The sequence below is a fragment of the Zobellia uliginosa genome (assembly GCF_900156625.1).
GTDB lineage: Bacteria > Bacteroidota > Bacteroidia > Flavobacteriales > Flavobacteriaceae > Zobellia > Zobellia uliginosa.
Map to the genome: position 1 here is coordinate 21,612 of NZ_FTOB01000007.1, position 13,813 is coordinate 35,424.

General features: G+C 43.3%; 11 protein-coding genes. All 11 read right to left on the reverse strand.

All coding sequences use genetic code 11. The features are described 5' to 3' along the window. Positions 1-19: 19 nt before the first annotated feature. The 11 genes from BW980_RS18745 to BW980_RS18795 all read right to left on the reverse strand — a co-directional run bounded on the left by BW980_RS18745 (position 20) and on the right by BW980_RS18795 (position 13,758). Entirely contained in the window at positions 20-1,759 is a 1,740-nt protein-coding gene (locus BW980_RS18745) for a T6SS phospholipase effector Tle1-like catalytic domain-containing protein (protein ID WP_076456696.1), read from the reverse strand. Positions 1,760-1,773: 14 nt separating this feature from the next. Next, on the reverse strand, positions 1,774-2,727 hold the full coding sequence (locus BW980_RS18750) for a DUF2931 family protein (RefSeq protein WP_245800111.1): 954 nt from the start codon (positions 2,725-2,727) through the stop codon (positions 1,774-1,776). Positions 2,728-2,833: 106 nt separating this feature from the next. Then, on the reverse strand, positions 2,834-4,645 hold the full coding sequence (locus tag BW980_RS18755) for a type VI secretion system Vgr family protein (protein WP_076456698.1): 1,812 nt from the start codon (positions 4,643-4,645) through the stop codon (positions 2,834-2,836). Positions 4,646-4,747: 102 nt separating this feature from the next. Beyond that, positions 4,748-6,616, reverse strand: coding sequence for a type VI secretion system baseplate subunit TssF (locus tag BW980_RS18760; RefSeq protein WP_076456699.1), 1,869 nt, complete (start codon positions 6,614-6,616; stop codon positions 4,748-4,750). Positions 6,617-6,644: 28 nt separating this feature from the next. Further along, a complete protein-coding gene (locus BW980_RS18765) occupies positions 6,645-7,079 on the reverse strand; it encodes a GPW/gp25 family protein (RefSeq protein ID WP_013991792.1) in 435 nt (144 codons plus the stop codon). A gap of 115 nt (positions 7,080-7,194) precedes the next feature. Next, positions 7,195-9,660, reverse strand: a complete 2,466-nt coding sequence (locus BW980_RS18770; protein WP_076456700.1) for an ATP-dependent Clp protease ATP-binding subunit — start codon at positions 9,658-9,660, stop codon at positions 7,195-7,197. 7 nt (positions 9,661-9,667) lie between these two features. Further along, complete coding sequence (locus BW980_RS18775; protein ID WP_076456701.1) at positions 9,668-10,177, reverse strand: type VI secretion system transmembrane protein TssO; 510 nt, start codon at positions 10,175-10,177, stop codon at positions 9,668-9,670. 10 nt (positions 10,178-10,187) lie between these two features. Further along, positions 10,188-11,330 carry a hypothetical protein gene (locus tag BW980_RS18780; RefSeq protein ID WP_076456702.1) on the reverse strand — a complete coding sequence of 381 codons (1,143 nt, stop codon included), beginning with the start codon at positions 11,328-11,330 and terminating at the stop codon, positions 10,188-10,190. 10 nt (positions 11,331-11,340) lie between these two features. Beyond that, on the reverse strand, positions 11,341-12,207 hold the full coding sequence (locus tag BW980_RS18785) for a TssN family type VI secretion system protein (protein ID WP_076456703.1): 867 nt from the start codon (positions 12,205-12,207) through the stop codon (positions 11,341-11,343). 6 nt (positions 12,208-12,213) lie between these two features. Next, on the reverse strand, positions 12,214-13,119 hold the full coding sequence (locus BW980_RS18790; RefSeq protein ID WP_076456704.1) for a hypothetical protein: 906 nt from the start codon (positions 13,117-13,119) through the stop codon (positions 12,214-12,216). Then, complete coding sequence (locus tag BW980_RS18795; RefSeq protein WP_076456705.1) at positions 13,120-13,758, reverse strand: C40 family peptidase; 639 nt, start codon at positions 13,756-13,758, stop codon at positions 13,120-13,122. Positions 13,759-13,813: the final 55 nt, after the last annotated feature.

Genomic DNA, 13,813 nt, shown 5'->3' on the forward strand with positions numbered 1-13,813 from the left:
TACATGAGCAAGTGCATAATTATTGATTTATGCGAACAATTTTTGGTGTTTGAACTTCGGGTACGGCCTGTATTGCGTCTATTTCTGTTTCAGGAAATCTTTCTTTATCCTTTGTTCGGTGGAAATATTGTAAAGGAACCTTTTTTGGCTTTTTGCCACTATCGGAATAAACTTCTCTTGCCCGCATATCACCGAGCCATTCAGGTTGCATTCCTATACTCTTTAGATTATGGAAATATTGAGATGAAAAATGAAAATATTTATTACGTAAGGATAACAAAATTTGACGGTCTAACGCGTTTCCATAAAAATCTAAGGGTTTACCACCTTCAAAAACATACTCTCTTAATCGTATTTCTGCCATTGCAAGAACAGGGTCATCTGAAAATTTAAATTTCTTCTTAAGCTGTGTTAAGTTGTCTTCTTTGAAAACTTTTTTATCAAAAAGTTGTTTTCCCATAAAATGTAGGGGGATATAACTGTATTTGTTACTAATTTTTTCCCTATTTCCATATAGCATTTTGAAGGAGTCGTCATTGATACCGAGCATGGTGGTCAAATCTAAAATTTCTTCTTGGATCGTTAGTTGTTCTTTGGTGTACCACCCTTGTTCTATTAAGTATCTATAATCTTTTTGAAATCTTTTTTGACTGGAAGAAATAGAGGTCGCAAAGTTCAATAATATGTTTTTTTCAGGTTTATTGTGCTCGTAGCAACCACCGACATCAGAATGTACCCCGGGCAAGTATTTTTCAACTCCTTTACCTCTAGCTATAGCACTACTAATATCGGTCAGGCTAAATTTAAAACGATGTTCGTCCGCTGCTACCAAGTGAAAGGTATGCTGTGCATGTTTAACGGCGTCCAAACCTAGGTCTTTAACATCGTTACTTTGAATAAGGCCATGGGAGGCTACGGAGTCAAAAAGTCCGGCAAAACGTATTGTACGTTTTTTTACCCTTAGATTGTTTTTTTCAAGTAGTTCCCCTAAAAACCCACCATCCGCCTCATAGGTTTCCGTGGTATAGGTAATCATGGAAGTGGTTCCGGGACTTGCCACAACTTCTTTGAAGTCCCCTTTCTTCTTATGTATTTCATAAAGAAAATTACGGGCCGCCGCAGCACCACGGCTGAAGCCGAAAACATCAATGGTTAAATGATTGATGTTTTCCTTACGCTTATCTATTATTAATTCGGCACATTTTTCACAGGCTTTTTCGACCTTGTCCCTAATGCCCGTGTTATAAAACTTCCATAAAGCGCTCATGCCTGTGGCCATGCCCGGTATGTCATCTTCTTCGTAATCGGTAGTGCCAATACCTTCTATATAGACTTTTTCAAAGTAATTTTTTCCTTTGTCGGTATCCTCATAAAATTGCTCTAACCTGGCAACATTGCTCAGGTCATTTTCGTAACTACCGGTTCTCTTCTTATAAAGGCCTTTATTTTTAATAATATCCAATCCCGAGGATAAAAGGTCTAATTTAAGATACTTATCGGCTATCTCATTTTTATCTTCAGCCAGTTGTTTTCCGTTTTCCCTTGCTTCATATAGTTTTCTGGCCTCCGTGTTTTTACGGTTATTTCCGGTACCGTCAAAAAATACCCCAATGGTTATATTTATGGCATCATCCTCTATCATTTCCTCATAGTCGGAGTCGCCTACATGTACCGGTGCGGTTTGAACCTCTATGCCATGTAAGACGTTTTTAACTTCTTCCGCACCTACACTTTGTGATGATAATCCTATTTGACTCATTTTAGACTATTTTATTAGCGTTGTAGATATATATTTTTTCGGGCCTTGACAAGCTCTATGGTCCGGGCCTCGTTTTTCAGGTAAACCTTGATTTCGGAGTTGTATTTATCGACTTCCACCATAAACTGGGGATGAGCGCTGTTTTCTTGCTCGAAAATATGTTGGAAGGCCTCAAAGGTTTCCGTTTCGTCCAGTTCTATAATGGCTCCGTAAAGGGTGTCCCCTGCATACCAAGTCGGTTTTATATATTTGGGCACTCCCCAGCTCCTGTCTTCGGTCAATATGGGGTTCGGTTTTTTTATAAAGAACCCCTCACCATTGTAGAAATTAAAGACCAGATTTCTGAGTTTTTGGTTGTTTTTGAATTTAAAACTCGGGTGCCATGTGTAGCGCTTTCTCCATTTGTCCCATTGCCCAAAGGGAATATTGTTTACATCCAAGGCCGCTTTGGCGGTTTCATCCAATGTCGATAGCTGAAAATCTATGAAGTCGTCGGTATCTTTATAATCGGATGAGGGCATATAACTTTTGATGTCGATAGGTGGTATTTTCTCCGCTTGATAGCGTCCTATCTCCAGTTCTAAATCCCCTCCGGATATCCATACCACCACTACGCCCCCGGGAGCTACACCAACTATCAATTTGTTATAGGTTTTTTGCCTATTTAATCGGTCTTTAAAACCTGTCTTGAACAGGGAATCCAGTTTTTTAACCGGCAGGTCGAAGGTACCCGAATAGGACTGTCTTTCCGCCAAGCATAGCCAACTAATGCTAAAGGAGTCGGGTACGGGCTTAAAATCCTCACCGCTAACATGTGTGGTACTGGTCATTCCCCAAGTGCCCAAACTTAGGACACGGTCGTTTGGTATATATACGCCGCCCCCGGGATAGTGAAAACCACCATCGATAATATAGGCGGGATAATAACGTGCGGCCGTTATACCTGAGGTGTATTCATATTTGTTCATAAACAGATTGCTTTGGCAAGCTGCAAGGCATATGCAGCCTAGAATAAAAAAGCCTAAGGCGCTTTTTTTTATAAGATTTTTTTTTGTCATCTAATTGGGCGTTTTGCTACTCCCCATACTCAATAGAATCACCACTTGCAATGGTGATTTTGCCACCGGCATTGGTTTTTATCTCGCCGCTGGCGTCCGTAGTAATTTCTTGGGCCTCTTGTTTGTAGGTGCTGCTGATGACCTTAATGTCTTCGCCGATTTGGTGCTCTTCGGTATTGGCCATTAAGGTGTAGCCTTCGTTAATGCTTTCGGTTTTGTTGGCCCCTACGGTAATGTCTAGGTTGTCCTCAACGTTTATTTGCATGTTCTTGCTGTTCAAGGCCAAGTTTTCCGCAGCGGTAACGGTAATGTCATTATGGGCCGATATCGTAATATCGTTATTCGTTGTATTGATATTAATGATATTCTCGTTCTTATCCTTGATCGTAATACTCTCCCCGCCATCGGTATCGTTCAATTCTATGATGTGGCCGCTTCTTGTCTTGATAGCTTTGATGTTGTTGTCGGCATCGGCAAAGCCGCTATGGGCGCTGCTGTTAAAGCCGGCACTGAGTACAAAGGGTTTTTCGGGGTTGTCGGCCTCGAAACCGACCAAGACCTCTTCCTCCTTTTCGGGGATGAAGTAAAAGCCCTTGTCGCTACCGGAGTAGGGGGTGGCCATCTTGATCCAGGGGGTACTGGTGCCCATCGCCCTTTGCCAGGGGAACTGTACCTTGATACGGCCCAGTCCTTCCGGATCGGCATTGTCGAGTACCCAGCCTCTTTGCGCGCCCGATCGGGGTGCGGCAAAACTGTTGGAGTAGGGCAGGTGTTCGGTACCCTCGGGTACGCCCTCGAACTCGTTGCGGTAGTGTCCGCTATGGTCGAACCTATGTACGACCTTGGTGATATCATAGGAACCGTAGGGGTCCTTTTTGTTCTGGTCGGAAAAATTGAGCCCTTCCAAGGTGAGGGTATCACCGACGCGAAGGCCTAGGAGCTCCGAAGTGCCCGAAGCCAATATCATACTGGCGGCCTTTCCCATGGCGTTGACCTTTGTGGCGGTATCTACACCGCTTTGCGCACTGTACTCGTGTTGGCCAATACTCCAATCATAGGAACTTCTCTTGGCGAAAACGTTTTGCGATTCGCCCTTTATCCGGTCTTGGTAGGGGTGTGACGAACTTGGGGCGAAGGCCGATGCATCGGCTTCCAGGTCGGTGTCGTTGACCCAGTCCCTGGCCTTAAGTCCGAAGGACTGCTCCCTGAGCACGGTGGAAAGGTTAAAGCCCAGTACATCCTGTCCGTAAATGCCATGCACCTGTTTGTCCCCGGTCCTGCCCACGCAGAAATCGGTACCGTTATGGTAGATCCAGGCCCCGTAGCGGCTGCAGAGTCGCTGAAGGAAGGCCAGGTCGCTCTCGTTATATTGTACGGTATAGGGCAGGCTTACGTCGGTGCCCTTGCCGATGGAAAGTTTTACATGTTCGGTGGAGTGCCCGTTCACGGTATCGTTGGCCACCTGTGATAGGGGCGTACCCTCTTCGTAGCTCAGGCATTGGACGGAATTGGCCAGGAGGGCCGCCGGCCCATGGCCCGATAGTACGATGGTACCTGCGGCATCGATACCTTTTTGAAGGTCAACCGAGGTGACCACGCCCTTGAATTCCATTTGGTTTTCGTTGATGCCAATGGTGATCTTCTTGCCTACATAGGCCAGGGCATTGTCCATCAAGGCGCCCGAGTAGCCTTCGGTGGCATTGGAAGGGAAGGCGATACGGAAGGAGCTGTGCCCTCCAATGGACTGTTCTACGGTAACGCTATAGCCCGATTTGGGCAAGAATTCCTCTCCTCCTACAAGGAGTTTACTGTTTACTATTTTGGACATAAGGCAGTGTTTACGGAGGTTAAAGTAATAATAACATTAAGAGGTTACAAAATAACACTTGTTTTTTCGTTAAACTGCAAGTTGCTTTTTCTCACAAAAAAATTAAACTGGGGTATAAAAAACACGGAAGGGCAATACATTGGCCGAACGCGTTTTAATACCTATCAACAATTCTTTTTTCAGATGTTCCCAATCATCTTCACTGTAATTGGTTTCACTGTTTTGGGTAATATGGATATCGGTCGTAGGGGTGTAGCCCACCGAATTGTCACGGGAAACCATGACGCCTTTTTTGATGCTCACCTTTGTAATGCTATCCTTGAAAATGGCATAGCAATGTTGAACGATATCTTGTCGGGTTATGATTCGGCCCCTAGAGAGAATGTGTTCGCGGTAGGCGTAAATTTTTTCACTTGGGGACGGCTCGTCGTGCCCGCCCAAGGTACCCGTGATCAAGACCAATGATTCCGGCTTAAAGGCCGTTCCCGAATATTGGTGCAGCTTGCTGTAGGGGTTGATCTTATTGGCCTTGTCGCCCGAGGTGGTCCAATAATCGGCATAAATAATGGTATCCCTATTTTTGTTGATACTGTTTTTGTTAATGATCAAATAGGGAATTTTATTTTTCTTAAAACCGCGGAGTTCTATTTGTTGTTCTATACGGGAAACAATCTGTTTCAGGTCCTTTAAATTCGAATTGATAAAGTCGTCCCCCATGGCCGAGAAGGCCACGCTGTCTTCTTTCAAAAGGTCTAAGGTGTAGTTCAATAGTTCGGAGGCATCGCGCTCGTCAAAACGGCTGACCCCTCCAAAACGCAAGTAGGCCTGGGGTCTTACGTCGTCTTTTTTGTCCCTGTTGTGTACGTAATACTTATTGCCGGTATCGCCCTCAACATGGCTGACGTCTAAAAAGAAATCATTTTCCGATTCCATGGGGATAATATTGAAATACGACTGTAAACGCCTACTGGTGCTATGGGTCTTTTTATTCAGTATGGGGAAACAGTTGATATGGCAATGGAGGTTTTCCAACATTGGGGTGGAAACCACGGAAGAAAAGGAAATTTTGACCCATAGAAGCGGCTCTCGGAACATGGCGATATCTTTTTCCGATAAAAACTCCTTGAAAATTTCCGGATGAGGCTTTAAGTTGTCGGCAAGGGGCACTTGGCCTTCAATGGTATAAAAATGATCTTCGTAATACTGTCTTACATAATCTTCATAAAACTGGATCTTACTTTGTATGCCTTCATTGATATAGGCACTATAATCGTCCCTAACGGCCTCTTTTTGAGGGAATCCCTTGGTAGCTTCCAGGGCCATGCCGTTTACTGACCATTCGGCAATGCCCAAGTGGTGTACCAATAGTTCTTTGTTCGAAAAATTGAGGAGGTCAAAGTAGCATAAAAGGTCCTTTATTTCTTTAAGGTCTTTACCGGGCTGGATCCCTAGGTATATGGCGGATGATTCCGGGGCACCGGAGAAGTCGCCTTTTGTGAGCCATGGGGCGCTTCTTTGATTACCGTAGGATACGATCTTGTCGGGATAGGCAATATATTTCAGTTCACAATTGTTCAGGGTAAAATCGCCCGAAGGACAGAAGAAAAAATCGGTAAACCCTTCCCTGCCATTGGAATTGTTGAACAAGGGCATTCTTTTTCTGTTGAAGAATTGGGTTTTTCCGTTGATTTCTATTTGCGAATCCAAGGGTTGGGCGTGCATGACGGCATGGGCCGGTTTGGCCGTTACCGATATTTCCGGTGTTAAAAGATCTACCAAGCGCTCGGTAATCTGGGTTCGGCTGGTCTTTATGGTTTCCGATATGCGTTCGAACTCATGCGAACAAGCATCGAAAAGGATGCCGACGATGGGATCGAATGAATATTCAATTTCCATTTCATCAACACCCCAAGTGTCAGCGGCCCTGCGGATTAGACGATCTTTAATTTCCTCTTTGGATAGACTTTTCACACGTATATTTTTTTAATTTACCTATTGATCAATGTTTGTACGACAAGGGAGCCAAGTAATAATCCCCTGTAAATGAAAAGGGCTCATCGGTTTTTATAATGGTTCCCTTAATAGTGATATATAGATATTTTTTGAGTCTTACTTTGTTGGTGTTGGAAGATAGGCTTTCCATGAGCTCAACGTTCAAATCGATATTCGAAAGGCGTTTTTCGTAGGTCTCAATCTGATTCTTCAGCGATTTTTTGATGCGTTCCTTAAGGACATTGGCATTTATCAAAAGATCGAAATCGGTTTCCCATATTTCACTGCCAAAAGCTTCATCAAACGTATACTCCTCGAAATAGGTCGTAATGATCACGCTAATAAACTGGGAGATAGAGTCGCGCATACCGATTTTCTTGAGCTCTTTCTTCTCGAAAAAACGCTTAAAATCGAAAGGTGCCTGATAATAGGGTTTTGCCATTCTAGATTTGTTTATTCTGTTCGCAGTTTGCTTTTGACCTGTTATTCTTTCATTTTACTAACTACTAACTACTAACTACTAACTACTAACTACTCGCTCTACTCGCTCTTCCATATCATTCAACAACGGAAAAAACTACCTCCTTATTTTTCATTTCCACTTTTACGGTCTGTGGCGCCTTGACTTCCCCGGAGATGATCATTTTCGATAGGGGTCTTTTCAGTTTGTTCCGGATGACCGCTTTAAGTGGTCGAACCCCGTAAGTAGGGGAGAAGCCGTCTAATGATAGGTGCTCTTTTGTCTCCTTGTCTATTTCAAGGGTAATCCCCAAGCGTTCGGTAAGTACCAATAACTCCTTCATTAAATGAAGGTCGAAAATGGTAGGGGCGTTCTTTTCCGAGATGGGAGCAAAGGGGACGATCTCTGTAATACGTCCTAAAAATTCCGGTCTAAAATAAGAGGCCATGATTTCGAGTAGCTCGTCCGATTTTGGAACGGAGCCCCCTTCGAAGGCCTTGCTTATAAATTCGGAGCCTATATTTGAGGTGAAAAGAATTACCGCATTTGAAAAATCGCCTACCTTGCCTAAACGGTCGCTGAGTTTGCCTTCGTCCAATATTTGAAGAAATACGTCGAATACCGACTGGTGGGCCTTTTCGATTTCATCGAACAAGACAATGGAATACGGTTTCTGCCTGATCTTATTGACCAAGACCCCGCCTTCTTCATAGCCGACATAGCCTGGAGGTGCACCGTATAACAAGGCTGCAGAGTGCTCTTCCTTAAATTCTGACATGTCAAAACGAATGATGGCACTTTCGTCGTTGAAAAGAAATTCTGCCAATGATTTCGCCAATTCCGTTTTTCCCGTTCCCGTGGGACCGGAAAAGAAGAAAGAGCCGATAGGCTGTCCGGCTTTTGAAAGTCCTGAACGCGATTCTATAATAGCTTCGGTAACGGTTTTAATGGCATTGTCTTGGCCGATGACCCTTTTCTTAAGGGTGTCCTCCATATCCATCAAACGTTCTTTTTCCTTGGTCTGTACCTTGCCTGCGGGTATTCCCGTAATACTCGAAACCATGGCGGCCAGATCTTCTTCGAGTACGGCTTCACGCGGTGTTTTCGAGTGCGCGTCAATGGCGCTTATGATGTTCTTAAGGTAAGTGGATTTCTCGTTATAGGAAGGAAATCCGAATGCGTCTTCGGTATCGAATTTCCCGAGTACGATAGGGCTTAATTTATTCCTTAAGGCCATATAGACCCAGTCGATTTCTTGAATGTTCTCGGCTTTGTCGCGTTCTTCGGCTTTTTCCTCAATGGCTTCCATCCTTGCCTTTAATTCCTCAAGGTCGTTGGGAAGGGACTGCTCCGATACATTGGCCGCAGCCATGGTCCGGTCCAATAGGTCTAGGGCGGAATCGGGCAGGCTTTTTTCCTTTAAATACCTTTTAGACAATCGTATCGCTTCGCGAAGGGTCTCTTCGGTAAGTTGCAACTCGTGATGGTCGGTATAGGTCTGGCCGATGCTTTGTAAGATCCTAAAGGCCATTTCGTTATCGGGCTCTTCCAGGGTGACGGATTCAAACCTTCGGTTGAGCGCATCGTCGTTGCTGATATATTTTCTGTAATTGTCAGAGTTGGTCGCTCCTACAAGAATGACTTCGCCTTTGTTCAGTTCAGATTTGATGACGTTCAAAATTCCTTGGCTCGAAGAGGCATCCTGTAGAAGAAAGTGGAAATCATCTATAAAGACAATAGGTTTTACAAGTGCCTTGGCTTCATCAAAAATGTTTTGCAGGCGGTCTTCGACCTCTCCTTTATATGATGCCCCTGAGAGCAATAGGGCCGTATCGATTTCAAAAAGATGGGCGTCCTTTAGGTTTTCAACGATTTTTCCACCGACAATTTCCCTTGCCAAATTTTGGGCCAAAACACTTTTGCCTACACCCGATTCCCCTTGAATGATCACATTCGGCTTGTTTTTACGGCTGAGGATCTCAATGATTTTCTTTAGTTCCCTATCGCGATTTACGATATGGTCGTACGAGCCTTCGCGGGCCGGATCCAATAGGTCTTTTGCGTACTTGTACAATACGCCGTCAGATTTGGGAGGGGTGCTTCCCGGGGCGGTTTTTGTATTGACCGTCCCCGATTTATCGGTTTTTCTTTGGCTTATAAGCTCGTCGAGCAATTGGTTGCTGCTCACGGGTATCGACTTGAGCTGGTCAAAGGTAAAGCCTACACCGGGCGTAATGGCGGCGATAAAGATACAGATCAGGTCGGGTTCCTCTTTGTTGAGTTTCTGTTGTATGTCTTCGGCTTCGTTGAAAACCACTTGGGCTTCCGGACTGGCCTTTAGGTCGCCCGATCGGCTGGTGCGTTTCGGGTATTCTTCTAAACGAACCTCGGCCCATTCCTCGATAAAATACACATCTACCTTCTTGTCGTGCAAAAAACGTAAGAGCGATAAATCGCGATGAAGTGCGGCTTTGACCAAATGTGCAGGTCCGAAACTATCGTGTTGGTATTCATCGGCAATTTGGGTGGCGATGTGTATGGCCTTTTCCAATTCAGTATTCATAGGTCGGTTAATTTCTGTTCAAACGTTGAGAAAGGCTCAATGCGGTATTCAACTTGTTGATTTCTTTTTCGTACTCCTCAATCTGCTCGTTCAGGTCTTCTATATCCATTCTGGCACTTTCTACCTGTTTTAGGTCCCGCTTGGCATCGACCAGCTTTTTATAGGTGAGAATGAGGTTTTCGTACATGCCCCTGTCGTCTAGGGAGTCTTTGGGGATATCGCTCTTTAGGTCGATAAGATCCGCGTTGATCGATTGCTCCAAAAAGAAATAACCGTCCTTGGCACCGTCTAGGGAATCAATTTGTTTGTCGATATCTTCCAACGCCGTCATGAATTGTTTTTGGTACAAAAATTCATAGCGTATTTTCTGGTTTTCGGCACGGAGGACCTCGTTTTCTTTCCACGGTAATTTATAGCTAAAGAAAAAAGCCGTAAAAAGAATACCTACCGAGATGGCGAACATCAGTAAGAAAAGTAGAAAAGAAGAAATCCGTTCGTTTTTATTAAGTACTTCCATATTTCAATATTTATTCGGCCAAAAATGAAGTGCCCCTAGATTTTCTAGGCTTTTCCTCAACAATGTTTTCGTTAACGAAGATGCCCATGTCCCTACGTTTACCGATATAATCGACTTGGGTGAGTACGGTGAGCAACCTATCGATGGTCTGCATAAAGACATTGATTACCTGAAGGTTTTCGTTAACGTCGTTGTGATTGTACTGTAGGTTGATGACGTCGGTGAACAATTTTTCATAGTCTCCTCCCTTAAGGTCTGTCCATTCCCCAAAATAATTGAAGAGCTGTTCTTTGTTTTCAGGAGACGATATATCTACGGATCCTTTGAATATCCGAGCAAAACTTACAAGGATTTCCAACAATTCCCTAGGGTGCATGTCGTGTTCTTCCCATTTCACCTTGGTGATCTGTTGGGCAAGGTATACGTAGATCTTGTCGACCACTAATTTCATGGCATCGGCAATGGGGTTGTCACTTTGTTTTGACATGATTTTCTGAACGATCAAAATGGCATTGCGCTCGGTCATTTTCAGGAAGTTTTCCGATTCGTTGTAAAAATGAATCAAACTTTCGTGAGCCCCAAGGGTAGTGCAGGGAGGAATGTAGTCGGTGGCCACTGATAATCCCTTGCCTTCTTTTTCGATTTTGGCGATCGGCAATTGGTTGCCGGTCAAACCCGATTTTTCTAGGTCGGACGCACTAACAAAGGAGAAAAAATACCCGTGTGTAAGATAGGGAAGCCTTGGGGGGACTTCAGCGGGGTCTTGATTGCCAAAAGGAATAGGGTTTGCCGTGTCGATATTGATCAAGACGAAACCTTCCTCCAATGTTTTGTCGGCAAGCTCGGCCACTACGATTTCTTCTTTGACATCGGGAGTGTTTTCGGTAATCTCGATACGGTTGCCATTGGGGGTGACGGCCCTTAATCTATTGAATGAAACCTTTAAGCTCTTGTGAATATCAAGGTTTATGGCGTATTCGTTGTTGCCAAAGAGATGCGAGGCAAGAAATCCGTGTCCGTATTTCCCCATGCGTACCACAAAGGCATCTTTTATACTGTTTTCAGCAAAGTTTTGAAGGCTTTGAAAATGCTCTTTTGAGATTTTCATTCCATCTACCCAATTGATCTTGAAATTTTTGATATCTTCTATCATGTCTCTTATTTTAAATACGTTGGCAAACGACTGTATCGCTATCTTTTAGGTTGTTTTCTTCCACGGTGCGTTCCGGGTCTATATGTTTTGATGTTCCATACCATTTAGGTTTACTGTAAAAATACCACCCATGGGGGTCATCGCTATTAGAGGTCACTTCTATTTTGGTCGTGGTCTTCTTGTTGTTATAATCGTTAATGAAGAAATAGAACAAGCGACCAAAGTCCATGTCTTTTGGCGCCTTTGCCTTAAAACTGGTCATATTCGGCGAATTGGCATTCTTGTAGAACATAAAATTCAGAACGATCATGTTGTTGAGCTCGTAATGCTTTGGCGCATCGTACTTATTGCCCATGGGGTAATACCATTTCGTGTATAGTTTTGCGGGAATGGAAATGGAATATTCATATAGGATGAAAAAACTGGTAGGAAATACATAGGCGGCAATGACCAAAAAGTAGTACGGCAAGTACTGAAGGTCGTTAAAGTGTGCGGCTATCATAATAATAGGAACCATTAAGACCAATCCGGAAATTATGGCGAACACCAATTCCTTAAGCTTTTGGTGGGTGTCGAATTTTTCAAAGATGGTTCTGTGAAAGAAGACATTGGCCACCCCCATGATGGTAGCAAAACCGAGCATTGAAAAATACCGTAATAGTAAGGATGACTGCTTCAGGTTATATATGATGGCCACGAAAAGTGCCATAACTACTATATTGGCCGCTAGGAAAACATAGTATTTTTTGCGCCTTGTTTTAAACCCGGGGGTTTTTGAACCCAAGAAATGAAGAACCAGGGCCACTACCACCAAAACGATGGCAAAGGGCATTATAGATTCAAAACTTATGAATTTTCTAAAGTAACTTTTGATCATGGGGTGTTAAATTGTTGCCGATATTCCAAGTCTACCTGAATAGGCGTCCTCGGTCATTATAAATCTTGTTTTACGCTTAGGTAGCCTGAAGTTGATTTCAAAATCACTTTCATGGGGCAAGGTGTGTTCCAAAAAGAAATTGACGACAGCCGTTATTTTCCCGTCAGGTAGATAGTCCTCTATATTTTCAGGGCGGCTAATGTTGTTCATTGTAAAAATATATTTAGGCAGAAAGGTCTTTTGCTTTCCCGAGGTCGCCATATTTACACCAAGTTGCCATGGTTCGTTTGTAACAGGTAGGCCTGCGGTAGCAAAATCTTTCTCGATCAAGATTTCTTCTTCTATGATATTTTCAAGTATCCTTTTTAACAACGGAATATTTCCGGCTATTTTATACATGAACGGCATAGTTTTTAAAATTTTCGCCGCCATCCGTTTCGGGATCCTTTCGTCTATTTTCCATAAATCCATTAAAAAGTCAACCAATTTGGGACTTCCCAAGGCTGTTAGGATTTCGTTTTCGGCAGATTCGATATCGACACGATGAAGAAAGAATTCGGTTTCCAAGGGTTTGAAAAACTTCAAGGCATTCTCCTGTTCGATTTTTCTGCCATGGTAATCCGCCACCATGGTATTTACAAAAGGAGTACTAATATAGGTGGAATGAAAGAAACGTTCGGGCAAAACATTGTAAAAGCTACGTCGACTTAGGTGAACGTTCAGGGTATCATCATTATAACGGTCTTTTTCAATAAGGGTAATATCTTTACTAAAGCGACGCTTAAAAAAGTCGCTGAGCGAAAGATCGACCTGGGTATCTTCCTCAATATAGGAAAGTAAGGTTTCCGCCTTTAGGTCAAAATCCAAATTGAACACCTCTTGGCGTATGTCGTTTTCGGGGAAATCTTTCATTTATTGAATGTTTAATAACCTAGCGGAGGCTACATATTTATCTTGCCAATATGGATTGTTAAGATCGACGATCTCTACACCATGTGGCGAGTTTGAGCCCGTAAATTTACCGTTTTGTAAATAAATACCCACATGTGAGACCACACGATCTTCATTACGGAGCCGAAAAAAGAGCAAATCGCCCTCTTTTAGGTATTTCTGGTTTTTAAAATGGGATTCGGTATCCAGATAAAACTGCTGTATTGAGGTTCTTGGGAGCTCGCTGCCGTAAGCCTTGCGGTAAATAGCTTGTACATAGGCCGAGCAATCTACCCCGTTTTTCGATTCCCCGCCCCAATCGTAAGGGGTGCCTAGCCATTCCTTAATGGCCGCATATAGCTTTTCGTTTTGGATCGATTCTTCGCTTACTTCTAATAATTGAGCGAATTTTTTTTTCTCTTCGGCAGATAAATAGCCCATACCGGTAGGCTTTTTTATTACTTTAGCCGTAGTTTTTTGGGTAGGCTTCTTGTTCTCCGATTGGCGTTTGTATTTTTCCATTTCACGTTTATAATAGGAGTAATCCTCATTTTGTAACGTTTTTCTGGCACAAGAAATCGACAACACAATAACTAAGATAAATACAAGTTTTAATTTCATCAAATGAATAGTACTTTTAGATACATAAACCACAACCGAAAATTAGATATTAATT